The organism is Mesorhizobium sp. M0968 (genome assembly GCF_040319065.1).
Lineage (GTDB): Bacteria > Pseudomonadota > Alphaproteobacteria > Rhizobiales > Rhizobiaceae > Mesorhizobium.
In genome coordinates this window covers 94,757-108,374 of the sequence record NZ_JAMYNL010000016.1, presented here as the reverse complement: position 1 = coordinate 108,374, position 13,618 = coordinate 94,757, and the positions used below count along the sequence as shown (strand labels likewise).

Genomic DNA, 13,618 nt, shown 5'->3' with positions numbered 1-13,618 from the left:
TCCATCTACATTCGGTTTTGAGAGGAACTCCGCGCAGCGGTTGGTAATTCGTATCCTGGGAGGAATCACGATGAGAAAATTCGTCGCCGCGCTGGCTGCCGTTGCGGCCGCCATGCTTTACCCACCGGCCGCTGGCGCGCAGACCTACCCCGAACGCACGATCAGCATTGTCGTGCCGTTTTCGGCCGGCGGCCCGACTGACACCGTCACGCGTCTTGTCGCGGAAGCCATGTCGAAGGACCTCGGCCAGCAGGTCATCGTCGAGAATGTCGGCGGCGCCGGCGGCACACTGGGCGCGGGCCGCGTCGCAAATGCCGAGCCTGACGGCTACACGCTGCTCCTCCATCACATCGGCATGGCGACAAGTGCTACGCTCTACAGAAAGCTCGCCTACGACACGCTGAACGCATTCGAATATGTCGGCCTCGTCACCGAGGTGCCGATGACCATCGTCGGCCGCAAGGACCTCGAGCCGACCGATCTGAAGGGGCTGGTCGACTACGCCAAGGCTAACAAGGACAGCATCACCGTTGCCAATGCCGGGATCGGTGCCGCCTCGCATCTGTGCGGCATGCTGTTTATGAGCGCCATCGGCACGCCGCTGGTCACCGGACCATATAAGGGCACCGGCCCGGCCATGACCGATCTTCTCGGCGGCCAGGTCGACATCATGTGCGACCAGACGACCAATACCACCAAGCAGATCCAGGGCGGCACGATCAAGGCTTATGCCGTAACCTCGCCGCAACGGCTAGACGTGCTGCCGGACGTGCCGACGACGATAGAGGCCGGTCTTCCCCAGGTGCAGGTCGGCATCTGGCACGGCATCTATGCACCCAAGGGCACGCCGGCCGAGATCACCGAACGCCTGTCGAAATCTCTGCAGGTGGCGCTGAAGGACCAGAACGTCGTCGCCCGATTTGCCGAACTCGGCACCAAGCCGTCGCCCGAGGCCGATGCCACGCCGGCCGCGCTCAAGGCCAAGCTGGAAAGTGAGATTGCGCGCTGGAAGCCGATCATCGAAGCGGCCGGCCAGTACGCCGACTAAAGGTTTTTAACGGGGCGCCGCCGGCGCCCCGTTTTTACACCGGCATCGGCACGCCCGTGAGGCGGGCCGGGAGGACGTCATGAAACCTTTCGCAATCGACAGAGCCAACGGCATATGCGCCGCGCTGTTGATCTTTATTGGCGTCTTTTTCGCGCTGCAGTCGCTGGGCCTCGAAATCGGCACCGCCTTTCGCATGGGGCCGGGCTATTTCCCCCTGGTTCTGGCGATCGTGCTCATTCTGCTCGGCGCCGTCATCCTAGTCGAGGCAGTGCGCTTCGAGAGTGAGCCGATCGGTTACATTGCGTGGCGCGGCATGCTGTTCATCCTGCCTGCTCCGATCTTCTTCGGCCTGACGGTGCGCGGCCTCGGCTTCATCCCATCGATCTTCCTGGCGGCGCTGATCGCATCGTTTGCCAGCGGCCGCATGAAGCCGCTGACCGCGCTCGTGCTGTCGGCCGGCCTGACGCTGTTCGCGTTCGCCATCTTCAGCTACGCACTCGGCCTGCCGTTCCGGCGTTTCGGCCGGTGGTTGCCACTGTCGTTGTGAGGAGATGAAATGGAACTCCTCAACAATCTCGCACTCGGCTTTTCGACGGCCACATCTTTGGCAAACCTCGGTTTCTGCCTGATCGGTGTCCTTCTCGGCACGCTGATTGGTGTCCTGCCCGGTATCGGCGCCACCGCAACCATTGCCATGCTGTTGCCGATCACCTTCCAGATCGGCGATCCGGTTTCCTCCCTGATCATGCTCGCCGGCATCTATTACGGCGCGCAGTATGGCGGCTCGACTACCGCTATTCTCATCAACATGCCCGGCGAATCCTCGTCGGCCGTCACCGCCATCGACGGCTACCAGATGGCCAGGAAAGGCCGCGCCGGGGCGGCACTGGCGACCGCGGCGATAGGCTCGTTCTTTGCCGGCACGGTGTCGACCTTCCTCGTCGCCATCTTTGCCCCGCCGCTGACGGCGATAGCGTTGAAATTCGGTGCTGCCGAGTATTTTTCGCTGATGATTGTCGGTCTGGTCTCGTCCGTCGCGCTCGCCCACGGCTCGATCGTCAAGGCGCTGGCCATGGTCGTGCTCGGCCTGCTGCTCGGCCTTGTCGGCACCGATATCTACACCGGTACACCCCGTTTCACGCTCGGCATCCGCGAATATGCCGACGGGCTGAATTTCGTCGCAGTGGCGGTCGGTGTCTTCGGCGTCGCCGAGATACTGCGCAACCTCGAAAACGAGCATGAGCGTTCCGTGCTGATCCGAAAGATCTCCGGCCTTATGCCGACCCGCGAAGATTTTCGGCGCATGGCGGCTCCCATCGTGCGCGGAACGATCATCGGTTCGGCGCTCGGCATCCTGCCGGGAGGCGGCGCGATCCTTGCCGCCTTTGCCTCCTACACCGTCGAAAAACGTGTCTCGAAAAATCCCGGGGAATTCGGCAAGGGCGCCATCGAAGGCGTCGCCGGACCGGAATCGGCCAACAATGCCGGCGCCCAAACCTCCTTCATCCCGATGCTGACGCTCGGCATTCCGGCCAACCCGGTAATGGCGCTGATGATCGGCGCTATGATCATCCAGGGCATCGTGCCCGGCCCCAATGTCGCCATCGAACAGCCTGCGCTGTTTTGGGGTATCATCACCTCGATGTGGATCGGCAATCTGATGCTGATCATCTTGAACCTGCCGCTGATCGGGCTTTGGGTGAAACTTCTTACCATCCCCTACTACGTGCTCTTCCCGATCATCATGGCGTTCTGCTCGATCGGCGTTTACAGCGTCAACACCAACGTCTACGACCTCTATGCCGTCGCCTTCTTCGGCTTGCTTGGCTACCTCCTGACCAAGCTGCGCTGCGAACCTGCGCCGCTGCTGCTCGGCTTCGTGCTCGGCCCGCTGCTCGAGGAAAACCTGCGCCGCGCCATGATCCTCTCGCGCGGCGATCCGAGCACCTTCGTGACGCGGCCGATCAGCGCCAGCCTGCTCCTCATCGCGCTTGCCGTGCTCGTCATCGTGTTTCTCCCCGCGGTCAAGAAGAAGCGCGAGGAGGTGTTTGTCGAAGAGAGTTCCTGAACGTGGACGGCGCCACATGCGAGGAACTTCACAGTCGCTTGCCGGGCACTGACTCAGTAGCCGCTTCTCCTGGCCCGAGCGGCGCGATCTCCACCAGCGGTGCAGGCACGCTGGTCGTCTTTTCCTTGGCCTTGCAGATATCGGCGATGACGCAGGCCGGGCAATCCGGCTTGCGCGCCTTGCAGACATAGCGGCCGTGCAGGATCAGCCAATGATGCGCGTGCCGCATATATTCATCCGGAATGATCTTCAGGAAACCTTGCTCGACCTGTTCCGGCGTCTTGCCCGGCGCCAGGCCGAGCCTGTTACCGATGCGGAAGATGTGCGTGTCGACCGCCATCGTATGCTGGCCGAATGCCACATTGAGCACGACGTTGGCGGTCTTGCGGCCGACACCCGGCAGCTCGACCAGTTGATCGCGATCCTCAGGCACCTCGCCGCCATGGTCGCGGATCAGCGCCTCCGACAGCGCGATGACGTTCTTGGCCTTGTTGCGCCATAGCCCGATGGTGCGGATATGGTCGCCGAGCTTGGCCTCGCCCAGCGCCAGCATCTTTTGCGGCGTGTCGGCAATTTTGAACAGCGTCCGCGTCGCCTTGTTGACGCCGGCGTCCGTCGCCTGAGCCGAAAGCACCACCGCCACCAACAGCGTGAAGGCGTTGATATGTTCGAGCTCGCCCCTCGGTTCCGGCCGCTGAACGGAAAAGCGCCGGAAAATCTCATGCACCTCGGCCGCGCTGTAAAGCGCCCGCGATCTTGCGGGCCGCGGACGCCGCTTGGCGTTCGAGCCGTCGCGGCGGCCGGGCAACAGGTCTTTTTTTAGCGCAGAAGAGTTTTTGGGCTTGGGGCTTGTCATTGCCTTCCTATAATATTCCCCAATGAGCGACACAAACGCCTCATTTCAGGCCGACGAGCCATTTTTCCAGGCGCTGCTGACACCGCACCGGTCGCTGGGCAAGACCGGCTTTGCCATACTGATGGGCGCCCTGCTGTTCGGCTGGCTGGTGACCGGAGCTTTTTTTCTGTCGCGCGGCGCCTGGCCGGTGTTCGGCTTCTTCGGCCTCGACGTGATCGCCGTCTACATCGCCTTCCGCGCCAATTATCGTGCCGCCCGGGCTCGCGAGGAGGTATCGGTGTCGCGCACCAGCCTCGACATCCGCAAGACTGCCCCGTCAGGCAAATCGGAAGCACACCGCTTCAATCCGTTCTGGGCGCGCTTTTCGATCGCCCGCCACGCCGAGATCGGCATCACCAGAATGGCGGTCGAGGCGCAAGGAAAAACCGTCTCGATCGGCGGCTTTCTCAACCCCGCCGACCGCGAGAGTTTTGCCACCGCATTTTCGCGCGCTCTGGCAGCCGCCAAGGCGCGCTGAGCCAGCGTTTCAGAACCGATAGCGCAACAGCCTGCCGATCTTGCGCAATGCTGGAATGTATTTCCAAAGGCGAACAAACAGTTTCGCGAACCAGCGCATGCGAGCGGCATGTTCCGGCTTATAGGCAGGGATGTCCTCGACGAACCGCAGCTTCGGAACGGCTCGCTCCAACTCATGCGGGTTCTCGATGCTCCAATGGACCTCGGCACCGGTGGCGCGGAAGGAGAAATTGAGGCGAATGATCTTCAGGCCCAGGCGACTATAGGCATCGAAAACCAGTTCGCCGCTCGAAAGATGTCCCACCAAACGAGAAAACAGTTGCTGCCCCTCTTCGGCGCCCAGGTAGGGAGTCAGGCCTTCCGCCACGACTATGGCCGGGCGATCCCGAGGTACTTCGTTCAGCCATCCCGGTTCGGTGACCGACGAAGCGATCAGGTGGTAGTGATCCCGCACGGGATAGAGCTTGCGCCTGAGGTCGATGACTTCGGGATAGTCGACGTCGAACCAGTCCACGCCGGCTGGCGGATCGATACGGAATACGCGCGTATCGAGCCCACACCCGAGATGCAGTACGATGGCGTCAGGATTTCGGGCGAGAAAGTCCTGAACGCAGACGTCCAGCGTCTTTGCCCTGATTGCTAGACCGACGCCGAGATTGTTGTCGACCTTGAGCCGTGAGAAATCATAGTCGATGTTGCGCACCGCCTCGTCGGCAAAGTAGTCCCTGAGCAGCGAATTGGGCAGCCGGCTCTCCAGCGCCTTGCCGTAAAGTGTCAAAAGCAAAGTCTCCTTTGCCCCGGTCAGGTTTACTTTTTCACCAGCCACGACCGTCCTCCCCATTCAAAGCCCAGCTCTATCTGGGTACATGCCGCGGGAAAGCAAGTTTCGGGTGGTGATCGGCGCCGCGAAGGACGATATTCGCACTCAAGGAGATACTGCCATGAACGCCCAAATGCCTCTCAAAACGACAGCAATCCTTCAGAAAGACATCACGCCTGAAGGTGGAGACTACGAAATCGTCCGTCGTGCCATCGAAAAGATCAGCCTCGACTATCGCGACCAGCCTTCGTTGGAAGTGCTGGCCGAGGAGGTCGGCGAGACGCCGACCGGGCTGCAGAAGCTGTTCACCCGCTGGGCCGGCCTGTCGCCCAAGGCTTTTCTGCAGGCCGTCACCCTCGATCATGCGCGCAAGCTGCTCGATGCCGGCATGCCGCTGCTTGAAACCTCGTTCGAACTCGGCATGTCCGGCCCAGGCCGGCTGCACGATCTGTTCGTCACCCACGAAGCGATGTCGCCGGGCGATTACAAGACCCGCGGCGCAGGGCTCACCATCCGCTACGGCTATCATATCTCGCCTTTCGGCATCGCGCTGATCATGGTGACGGACCGCGGCCTTGCCGGCCTCGCCTTCAACGACCCCGGCGGCGAGCGTGCGGCCTTTGCCGACATGTCCAGCCGCTGGCCGAATGCGACCTATGTCGAGGACATGGCGGCGACGGCACCCTATGCCGCGCGCATCTTCGATCCGTCGCTGTGGCGCGCCGACCAGCCGCTGCGCGTTGTCATGATCGGCACAGACTTCCAGGTCCGTGTCTGGGAGGCCTTGCTGCGCATTCCGATGGGCCAGGCCTGCACCTATTCCTCGATCGCCGCGCGCATCGGCGCACCGAGTGCCAGCCGGGCTGTCGGTGCCGCGGTCGGTGCCAATCCGATGTCCTTCGTCGTGCCGTGCCACCGGGCTCTCGGCAAGTCCGGCGCACTCACCGGCTACCATTGGGGTCTGACCCGCAAACGCGCCATCCTCGGCTGGGAGGCGGGACAGGTCTCTTCTTGAATAGCCAACGAATGGAACGATTGGAGCGATGCAAGGACCGCTAGGGTGACAAGCAGCGATCTTACGGAGTAGCTTCCCGCGCAATTAGAGTGGTATGCGCTAGCGGGAGGCACTACTTGATCGTCGTCATCGGCTCCATCAATCTCGATCTCATCGCCAGTGTCGACCGCTTGCCCGGTCCCGGCGAGACCGTGCGCGGCTCCGGTTTCGCTACTGCCCCCGGCGGCAAGGGCGCCAACCAGGCGCTGGCCGCCGCCCGCGCCGGCGCCAAGGTGCGCATGGTCGGCGCGGTCGGCAAGGACAGCTTCGCCAGCGACGCTCTGGCGCTGCTGCGCGACGGCAAGATCGACCTGTCCGGCGTCGGCGAGACCTTTGCCTCGACCGGTACCGCGTTGATCATGGTCGGCGCCGACGGCGAGAACGTGATCGCCGTTGTGCCGGGCGCCAATGATTCGGTCGTGCCGGGTGACCTTTCCAAGGCTTTCGTAAAAAACGGCGACGTCGTGCTGCTGCAACTGGAGATCCCGCTGCAGACCGTCGAGGCAGCACTCGACGCGGCAAGCACGGCCGCCGCGATCACCGTGCTCAACACCGCACCTTTCCATGGCGACGCGGCCGGCTTCCTCGGCAAGGCCGACTATCTCGTCGCCAACGAAACCGAGTTCGACCTCTATGGCGAGGCGCTGTCGTTGAATGGCCGCGACCGCCCGGCACGGATGCGCGACTATGCCGCGAGAACCGGCCGCACCATCGTCGTCACGCTTGGCTCGGACGGCGTTCTGGCGGCAACGCCGGACGATCTCCTGATGGTTCCGGCGCTGAAGATCACCCCGCTCGACACGGTCGGTGCCGGCGACACGTTCTGCGGCTATTTTGCAGCCGGGCTGGCAGCCGGCCTGCCGCTCGACCAGGCGCTAGCCCGCGCTGCCGCAGCCGGTTCGCTGGCCTGCCTGAAAGCCGGTGCACAGCCGGCCATCCCGCTGGCCAGGGACGTCGATGCCGCCCTGCAGAAATCTGCAGGCTAAAGCGGGATGACAGCCATGCGCCCGACGACGAAGCACGCGGTGCCGCCCGCCGGCGACATCTGCCGCCTGTCTGCCGTGGCGCTTGCCGGGAAGATCAGGCGCCGGCAGCTTTCGGTGCGCGAAGTGGTCGCGGCATTCCTCGACAGGATCGAGGCGGTGAACCCGCTGGTCAACGCTATCGTTTCATTGCGTGAGCGTGCCGACATCCTGCGCGAGGCCGACAGCGCTGACGCTCATCTGGCGCGAGGTGGAGATACCGGATCGCTGTTCGGCCTGCCGATCGCGATCAAGGATCTTGCGCTGACAAAAGGCCTGAGAACCGCCTTCGGCTCGCCGATCTTCGCCGATTTTGTGCCTGAGGAAGACGACTTCTTCGTCGAGCGCGTCCGCAAGGCCGGCGCGATCATCATCGGCAAGACCAATGTTCCCGAATTCGGGCTCGGCTCCAACACCTACAACACCGTGTTCGGACAGACGCTCAACGCATTTGACCCGGCGCTGACCGCCGGCGGCTCGAGCGGCGGTGCGGCGGTCGCGCTGGCGCTCGACATGGTTCCCGTTGCCGATGGCAGCGATTTTGGCGGTTCCCTGCGCAATCCCGCTGCCTACAACAATGTCTATGGCTTCCGTCCATCGCAGGGATTGGTGCCGGCCGGCCCAGACCTTGATGTGTTTCTTGCGCAAATGGGCGTCGAAGGGCCGATGGGGCGTAACGTGCGTGACATGGCGTTGCTGCTCGACGTTCAGGCCGGCTATCATCCTCGCGCGCCGCTGTCGCATGATAAGCCAGGCTCGTTCCTCGAAGGGCTGGACGCACCGGCGGCCGGCGGGCGCATCGCCTGGCTCGGCGATCTCGAAGGCCATCTGCCGGTTGAAGCAGGCATTCTACAGCTTTGCGAGGCAGCACTCGGCCGGTTCGCGGATGTATCCTTCGAGGCCGAGCCGCTGATGCCGAAATTCGACTTCGAAGCGCTGTGGCAAGCCTTTGTAACGCTTCGCCAGGCGAGCAGCGGTTGTGCGCTCAAGGCGCATTACGACGATCCCTCGAAACGCAGCCTGCTGAAGCCGGAGGCCGTGTGGGAGGTGGAACATGCACTGCGCCTCACCGCGCCGCAGATCCACGCCGCCACGGTGAGGCGCTCGTCCTGGCACCGAATGCTGCTATCGCTCTTCGAGCGTTTCGACCTGATTGCGCTGCCAGCCGCACAGGTCTTTCCCTTCGATGTCGTCACCCACTGGCCAAGGCAAGTGGCCGGGCGTGCCATGGACAGCTATCATCGCTGGATGCAGGTTTCAGCGTTCGCCACGCTGGGCGGCTGCCCGGCGATCAATGTGCCGGCGGGCTTCGACGCCAGGGGCAGGCCAATGGGCATGCAATTGATCGGGCGGCCGCGCGGTGACCTCTCCGTGCTGAGGGCGGCTGCCGCCTATGAGACAACGCTGCCATGGCTGGCCGGCGCCTGCTGAAATCAACTCCGCATTGTCGGCGCCTCGCCGGCTTGCACGCAACTCATCGCCATGCATTGATCGCGACAGCGCGCCGCACGAGCGGCATCTGTGGAGGGAAAAAATGTCGTTGGAACTCTACGCCACCTATGTCGTCGCCTGCATCGTCATCATCCTGGTGCCGGGGCCGACGGTGACGCTGATCATTGCCAACAGCATCCGCCACGGCTCGCGCGCAGGGCTCGCCAATGTCGCCGGCACCCAGGCCGGGCTAGCCATCATGATCGCCATCGTCGGCATCGGATTGACTTCGCTGATCGCGGGCATGGGCCACTGGTTCGAGTGGGTCCGGCTGATCGGCGCCGCCTACCTGATCTGGATGGGCGTGCAGATGTTCCGCTCGAAAGGCAAGCTGAACGCCGACGGAACGGCAAAAAGGCCACGTGGCGGCTTCTTCCTGCAGGGCCTGCTGGTGGCGATCAGCAATCCAAAGACGCTGGTGTTCTTCGGCGCCTTCTTTCCGCAGTTCATCGCTCCCGAAGGTAATTACGCACTACAGATCGGCGTCATGGGTCTCACCGCGATGATCTTCGCCGCAGTCTCGGATTCGACCTACGCGCTGGCCGCCGGCCGCGCCGGACGCCTGCTGTCGGCCGGCCGCGTCAAGCTCTTGTCGAGGATCAGCGGCAGCTTCCTGGTCGGCGGCGGCCTGTGGCTGGCCTTTTCCAAGGCGAAGTAACGGCCGCGAGCCCGGCGACGCCAACAGCAACATCCTGGAATAGGAAAGCCGATTGAAAGTCGGCCTTCAGGCCACCACATGGATCAACAGTTGGGGATTCATGTCTATGCCGTGGAGTTACGCGGATTTGAAAAGGAACGCGTTTGGCGTGATCCTGTTCATCGCTTTGTTCGCGGCGATGGTTCCGTCGGCTCTGAACAAATGGGCGAATGACGCAAGTCCGATCCGATCGGTCGACCCGGTCGATGCGACGATCAAAAGTGGACAGGGTAAAGGGCGCAATATCCAATATCTGCTGGTCCTTGAGAACGGTTCGATGGTCCTCGTTTACGACGACCTCCCGCATCTGATCGGCTCGCGCGTAGGCATCGAGCGCGTCACGCGCGACAATGGCTTCGTCTTTTACCGGTTTGCAAATTGAACGACGATCGATCGATAAGCTGTTTTCAAAGGTGACGCGAGTGACATGGCTTTTTCGGGGAATCGCTCTTGAACAAAGCCCCTATGCTACTCAACTCTAAGGTATGGGGCCGGCAAATCTTTCTCTTAGAACCCGCATTCTTTTGCTTCGGGAAGAGTTTCGCGACAGAGTTGTTGGCACCGCAATCTTGTGTGCGCTCGCTCTCGCGATCGCTGTGCCGATTGTAACCAGGCAGAACAGTCCGATCACTGGCACACAACTCGTAGGAGGCACCGTCGAAGATGTTGCGACGATGCCTCTAAATCCGAGGGGTTCCGTCGGACATGGACTTTATTATAGATATGAAGTCTGCCCCTATGAGGGCAACGCTCGGATATTTGTCGATGGTGAGGTGGAAACACCCCACATGATTGGATCGGAAGTCTCGATCGAAGAACAACAACGCCAGGACGGTACCACCACCTACCGCCTGCTCCAACTACTGAGCAGCCCTAAAGCCGCCCCAGCCGTTCCAGCAACAGCGCGAAAAACGCATCATGGTCGATGTCGCGCATCACCATGGCGTTCTTCGGCCGCTTGGTCACCCCCCACCAGTCGATCACCGTCATGCCCATGGTGAGCTCCGAGGCGGTTTCCACGCTGACATTGCAGTTGCGCCCCTTGAACAGCTTCGGCTTCAGCAGATACGCGATCACGCAAGGATCGTGCAGCGGGCCGCCGTCGGTACCGTATTTCTCCTCGTCGAAACGTTCGAAGAATTCCAGCATGTCCGCGGTGGCCGTGCCGACCCTGGTGCCGAGCTTGCGGAAGGCCTTCGTACGCTTGGCGGTGGTCAGCGCCTTGTGGGTGACGTCGAGCGGCATCATCACGATCGGAATGCCGGATTTGAACACGACATCGGCAGCATGCGGATCGACATAGATGTTGAACTCGGCGGTCGGCGTGACGTTGCCGCCCTCGAAGAAGCCGCCGCCCATCAGCACGATTTCCTTGATGCGCGGCGCGATTTTCGGTTCGCGGATCAGCGCCAGCGCAACGTTGGTGAGCGGCCCGAGCGCGCACAGCGTGATCGTGCCGCTCTCCTCGTTCATCAGCGTCTCAACGATGAAATCAACCGCATACTCGTCCTGCAGTTTCATCTTTGGTTCGGGCAGTTGCGGCCCGTTGAGGCCGGTCTTGCCATGCACTTCCTCGGCGGTGACGAGTTCGCGCGCCAGCGGCCGGATGGCGCCTGCATAGACCTTGACGTCCGGCCGGCCGGCCAGCTCGCAGATCTTGCGGGCGTTTTTTTCGGTAAGTTTCAGCGGCACGTTGCCGGCCACCGCGGTGATGCCGACGATCTCCAGCTCGGCGCTGCCCAGCGCCAGCAATATGGCGACGGCATCGTCCTGGCCGGGGTCAGTGTCGATGATGATCCTGCGGGATTGGGGCATTTCAATTCCTTGTTTTGGCAAGTCTTTTTGGGCGGGACGTGTGACGGCTTGAAGTCTGCCGGGCGGCGGACCATATCAAGACCATCGGGAAAAATGCCATCCGGGTTTTTCCACTTTATGTCGCTCTTGAGAGGACACTGTAACATGAGCCGAATGACGCCTTTTTCCAGCCCGCTTCTCCTCGGTTTCGATTCCATGGAAAAGACGCTGGAGCGGTTGGCAAAGTCCGGTGACAGCTATCCTCCCTACAACATCGAGCGCCTCAGCGGTGCCGACGGCAAAACCGAAAGGCTGCGTATCACGCTCGCCGTCGCCGGTTTCGCGGAAAGCGATCTCGATGTCACAACGGAGGAGAACCAGTTGGTCGTGCGCGGCCGTCAGAACGACGACACCGAGCGCGAATTCCTCCACCGCGGCATCGCCGCGCGCCAGTTTCAGCGCTGTTTCGTGCTGGCCGACGGCATGCGGGTGATTGCGGCGGAATTGAAGAACGGCCTTCTGTCGATCGATCTCGATCGGCCGGAATCCGAACGGCTGGTACGAAAAATAAACATATCGGTGAAAGACTGATTTTTGCCGATAGCTCTCATGCGGGATGGCCTTGAGCGGCATCTCGCGGCAAGGAGGCTTGAAATGACCAGAACTAACGAAAATATCATCATGACCAGCGGCGAATTCGCCCATCTCGGCGAAGGTTCTGTCGCCTATCTCAGGAAAGTGTCGAGCGACGATCTGCGCGGCCGTTTCCCGGGCCTCGGCGAAATCGCGCCCGGGCTGGAACTGTGGGCCCTGTTTGCCGCCAATGGCCAGCCGATCCTGCTTTCGGACGCTCGCGACCGGGCACTGGCTGGCGCGCTGGAAAACGATCTGACCCCGGTCGCTATCCACTAACGTCGTTATCCACTGACAAATACGGCGCAGCGATCTGGTTGGAAACGGACAGGGCCGCTCACGGCGGCCCTTCAACGGATTTAATCAAAACCTCAGGCGGCGTGCGAGGCCTGTGTGTCCGACAGCAGCGCGTGGATGGCTACGGCGTCGCGCGTGCCCCTGATCTTGGCAACCGTGTCGGCGTCGCGCAGCACCCGCGCAATGCGCGACAGCGCCTTGAGGTGGTCGGCGCCGGCGCCTTCGGGAGCCAAAAGCAGAAACACCAGGTCGACCGGCTGATCATCGAGGGCCTCGAAGTCCACCGGTGTCTCCAGCCGGGCAAAAACGCCGGCGATCCGCTTCACCCCGGCCAGCTTGCCGTGCGGAATGGCGATGCCGTTGCCGACGCCGGTGGAGCCGAGCCGCTCGCGCTGCAGGATGGTGTCGAACACCTCTCGCTCCGGAATGCCGGAAATCGCCGCCGCCCTTTCGGACAGCAATTGCAGCAGCTGCTTTTTGGAGTTCGCCTTCAACGCCGGCATGATTGCCGGAACGCTGACGAGATCGCTCAGATCCATGCTTGAAATCCCTTGTTCGCCTGCCGTCGCCAGTCCCCACGCTCGCGTGCGGCTGGTTTTTACCCCTGCGCGACCTTGGCCGTGGACGGGTCGATCCAGCCAATATTCCCGTCCGGCCGGCGATAGACGATGTTGAGATGGTCGTTTCCGGCATTGCGGAAGACCAGGACCGGGCTGTCCTTGGTATCGAGTTCGATCACCGCTGACGCCACCGACATGGTCCGCAGCGTCATGGTCGATTCGGCGACGATGGCCGGCGCGAAATTCTCCGGTATGTCCTCCTCGTCGTCGGCAAGCGGCGCCATCACCGTATAGGCGACGTCGGTGAGCTCGCCGTTGCTATTGCCTGAATTGTGCGACTTCAGCCGGCGCTTGTAGCGCCTGAGGCGTGTTTCCAGACGGTCCGCCGCGGTATCGAAGGCAAGCGTTGGATCCTGGGCATCGCCGGTCGCCTGCAGCGAAGCACCGGAGTCCAGCCGGATCATGCAATCGGCCGTGTAGCGCGACCCCGATTTGACGACTACGATTTGCCCTGAAAAGCCCCGATCGAAATATTTCCCGATCACTTCCCCGACACGGTCGTTGATGCGCGTACGGAACGCATCGCCGATATCCATGTGTTTTCCCGATATGCGCAGTGTCATCTGAAAACTGACCTTCCTTGCTCAGGCTTCAAACTGTCCCGAGTTTATACTCGTGGTCCGCGCGCACAAGCTTTTGCGGCGTCACTTGCGCCGATTTTAGATCCGAACTTTCCGGTTGATCACAAGCCGCCTTCTTGGC

General features: G+C 62.1%; 16 protein-coding genes. 11 read left to right on the top strand and 5 right to left on the bottom strand.

The annotated features are described in order from the left end of the window. Positions 1-70: 70 nt before the first annotated feature. The 3 genes from NKH67_RS23805 (at position 71) to NKH67_RS23795 (ending at position 3,116) form a co-directional block, all read left to right on the top strand. Positions 71-1,048, top strand: a complete 978-nt coding sequence (locus NKH67_RS23805) for a tripartite tricarboxylate transporter substrate-binding protein (RefSeq protein ID WP_352502658.1) — start codon at positions 71-73, stop codon at positions 1,046-1,048. 79 nt (positions 1,049-1,127) lie between these two features. Beyond that, positions 1,128-1,595 (top strand): tripartite tricarboxylate transporter TctB family protein, encoded by a 468-nt coding sequence (locus tag NKH67_RS23800; RefSeq protein WP_352502657.1) that lies wholly within the window; start codon positions 1,128-1,130, stop codon positions 1,593-1,595. A 9-nt stretch (positions 1,596-1,604) separates the two neighbouring features. Beyond that, complete coding sequence (locus NKH67_RS23795) at positions 1,605-3,116, top strand: tripartite tricarboxylate transporter permease (protein ID WP_352502656.1); 1,512 nt, start codon at positions 1,605-1,607, stop codon at positions 3,114-3,116. A 28-nt stretch (positions 3,117-3,144) separates the two neighbouring features. Here the strand turns inward: NKH67_RS23795 and nth are convergent, their stop codons facing one another. Further along, complete coding sequence (nth, locus tag NKH67_RS23790; RefSeq protein ID WP_352502655.1) at positions 3,145-3,972, bottom strand: endonuclease III; 828 nt, start codon at positions 3,970-3,972, stop codon at positions 3,145-3,147. 22 nt (positions 3,973-3,994) lie between these two features. On the opposite strand from nth, the gene NKH67_RS23785 reads away from it, so the two are divergent. Then, positions 3,995-4,489: a DUF2244 domain-containing protein gene (locus tag NKH67_RS23785; protein ID WP_023675281.1), complete on the top strand. Its 495-nt coding sequence runs from the start codon at positions 3,995-3,997 to the stop codon at positions 4,487-4,489. A 9-nt stretch (positions 4,490-4,498) separates the two neighbouring features. Here NKH67_RS23785 and NKH67_RS23780 read toward each other — a convergent pair whose 3' ends face one another. Beyond that, positions 4,499-5,314, bottom strand: coding sequence for a class I SAM-dependent methyltransferase (locus NKH67_RS23780; protein WP_352502654.1), 816 nt, complete (start codon positions 5,312-5,314; stop codon positions 4,499-4,501). A gap of 115 nt (positions 5,315-5,429) precedes the next feature. On the opposite strand from NKH67_RS23780, the gene NKH67_RS23775 reads away from it, so the two are divergent. The 5 genes from NKH67_RS23775 to NKH67_RS23755 all read left to right on the top strand — a co-directional run bounded on the left by NKH67_RS23775 (position 5,430) and on the right by NKH67_RS23755 (position 9,954). Further along, on the top strand, positions 5,430-6,323 hold the full coding sequence (locus NKH67_RS23775; protein ID WP_352453988.1) for a methylated-DNA--[protein]-cysteine S-methyltransferase: 894 nt from the start codon (positions 5,430-5,432) through the stop codon (positions 6,321-6,323). A gap of 116 nt (positions 6,324-6,439) precedes the next feature. Continuing rightward, positions 6,440-7,348, top strand: coding sequence for a ribokinase (locus tag NKH67_RS23770; protein WP_352502653.1), 909 nt, complete (start codon positions 6,440-6,442; stop codon positions 7,346-7,348). Positions 7,349-7,354: 6 nt separating this feature from the next. Continuing rightward, positions 7,355-8,815, top strand: coding sequence for an amidase (locus NKH67_RS23765; RefSeq protein WP_352502652.1), 1,461 nt, complete (start codon positions 7,355-7,357; stop codon positions 8,813-8,815). A gap of 103 nt (positions 8,816-8,918) precedes the next feature. Further along, the gene (locus NKH67_RS23760) at positions 8,919-9,533 is read left to right on the top strand and encodes a LysE family translocator (RefSeq protein ID WP_292663261.1); all 615 of its coding nucleotides are present in this window, start codon (positions 8,919-8,921) and stop codon (positions 9,531-9,533) included. A gap of 52 nt (positions 9,534-9,585) precedes the next feature. Further along, the gene (locus NKH67_RS23755) at positions 9,586-9,954 is read left to right on the top strand and encodes a hypothetical protein (RefSeq protein ID WP_352502651.1); all 369 of its coding nucleotides are present in this window, start codon (positions 9,586-9,588) and stop codon (positions 9,952-9,954) included. Between the two features lie 491 nt (positions 9,955-10,445). Here the strand turns inward: NKH67_RS23755 and NKH67_RS23750 are convergent, their stop codons facing one another. Then, on the bottom strand, positions 10,446-11,387 hold the full coding sequence (locus tag NKH67_RS23750) for a nucleoside hydrolase (RefSeq protein WP_352469434.1): 942 nt from the start codon (positions 11,385-11,387) through the stop codon (positions 10,446-10,448). 144 nt (positions 11,388-11,531) lie between these two features. Between NKH67_RS23750 and NKH67_RS23745 the strand changes: the two genes are divergently transcribed. Further along, on the top strand, positions 11,532-11,957 hold the full coding sequence (locus tag NKH67_RS23745; RefSeq protein ID WP_023675270.1) for an Hsp20 family protein: 426 nt from the start codon (positions 11,532-11,534) through the stop codon (positions 11,955-11,957). Between the two features lie 63 nt (positions 11,958-12,020). Next, positions 12,021-12,278: a BQ00720 family protein gene (locus NKH67_RS23740; RefSeq protein ID WP_023675269.1), complete on the top strand. Its 258-nt coding sequence runs from the start codon at positions 12,021-12,023 to the stop codon at positions 12,276-12,278. A 92-nt stretch (positions 12,279-12,370) separates the two neighbouring features. Here the strand turns inward: NKH67_RS23740 and ptsN are convergent, their stop codons facing one another. Then, positions 12,371-12,835, bottom strand: coding sequence for a PTS IIA-like nitrogen regulatory protein PtsN (gene ptsN, locus NKH67_RS23735; RefSeq protein WP_023675268.1), 465 nt, complete (start codon positions 12,833-12,835; stop codon positions 12,371-12,373). A 59-nt stretch (positions 12,836-12,894) separates the two neighbouring features. After that, the gene (hpf, locus tag NKH67_RS23730) at positions 12,895-13,479 is read right to left on the bottom strand and encodes a ribosome hibernation-promoting factor, HPF/YfiA family (RefSeq protein WP_023675267.1); all 585 of its coding nucleotides are present in this window, start codon (positions 13,477-13,479) and stop codon (positions 12,895-12,897) included. Positions 13,480-13,618: the final 139 nt, after the last annotated feature.

Coding starts and splice junctions, on each gene's coding strand:
- NKH67_RS23805 (WP_352502658.1), top strand. CDS start 71: ATGAGAAAATTCGTCGCCGCGCTGGCTGCCGTTGCGGCCGCCATGCTT.
- NKH67_RS23800 (WP_352502657.1), top strand. CDS start 1,128: ATGAAACCTTTCGCAATCGACAGAGCCAACGGCATATGCGCCGCGCTG.
- NKH67_RS23795 (WP_352502656.1), top strand. CDS start 1,605: ATGGAACTCCTCAACAATCTCGCACTCGGCTTTTCGACGGCCACATCT.
- nth (WP_352502655.1), bottom strand. CDS start 3,972: ATGACAAGCCCCAAGCCCAAAAACTCTTCTGCGCTAAAAAAAGACCTG.
- NKH67_RS23785 (WP_023675281.1), top strand. CDS start 3,995: ATGAGCGACACAAACGCCTCATTTCAGGCCGACGAGCCATTTTTCCAG.
- NKH67_RS23775 (WP_352453988.1), top strand. CDS start 5,430: ATGAACGCCCAAATGCCTCTCAAAACGACAGCAATCCTTCAGAAAGAC.
- NKH67_RS23765 (WP_352502652.1), top strand. CDS start 7,355: ATGACAGCCATGCGCCCGACGACGAAGCACGCGGTGCCGCCCGCCGGC.
- NKH67_RS23760 (WP_292663261.1), top strand. CDS start 8,919: ATGTCGTTGGAACTCTACGCCACCTATGTCGTCGCCTGCATCGTCATC.
- NKH67_RS23750 (WP_352469434.1), bottom strand. CDS start 11,387: ATGCCCCAATCCCGCAGGATCATCATCGACACTGACCCCGGCCAGGAC.
- NKH67_RS23745 (WP_023675270.1), top strand. CDS start 11,532: ATGAGCCGAATGACGCCTTTTTCCAGCCCGCTTCTCCTCGGTTTCGAT.
- NKH67_RS23740 (WP_023675269.1), top strand. CDS start 12,021: ATGACCAGAACTAACGAAAATATCATCATGACCAGCGGCGAATTCGCC.
- ptsN (WP_023675268.1), bottom strand. CDS start 12,835: ATGGATCTGAGCGATCTCGTCAGCGTTCCGGCAATCATGCCGGCGTTG.
- hpf (WP_023675267.1), bottom strand. CDS start 13,479: ATGACACTGCGCATATCGGGAAAACACATGGATATCGGCGATGCGTTC.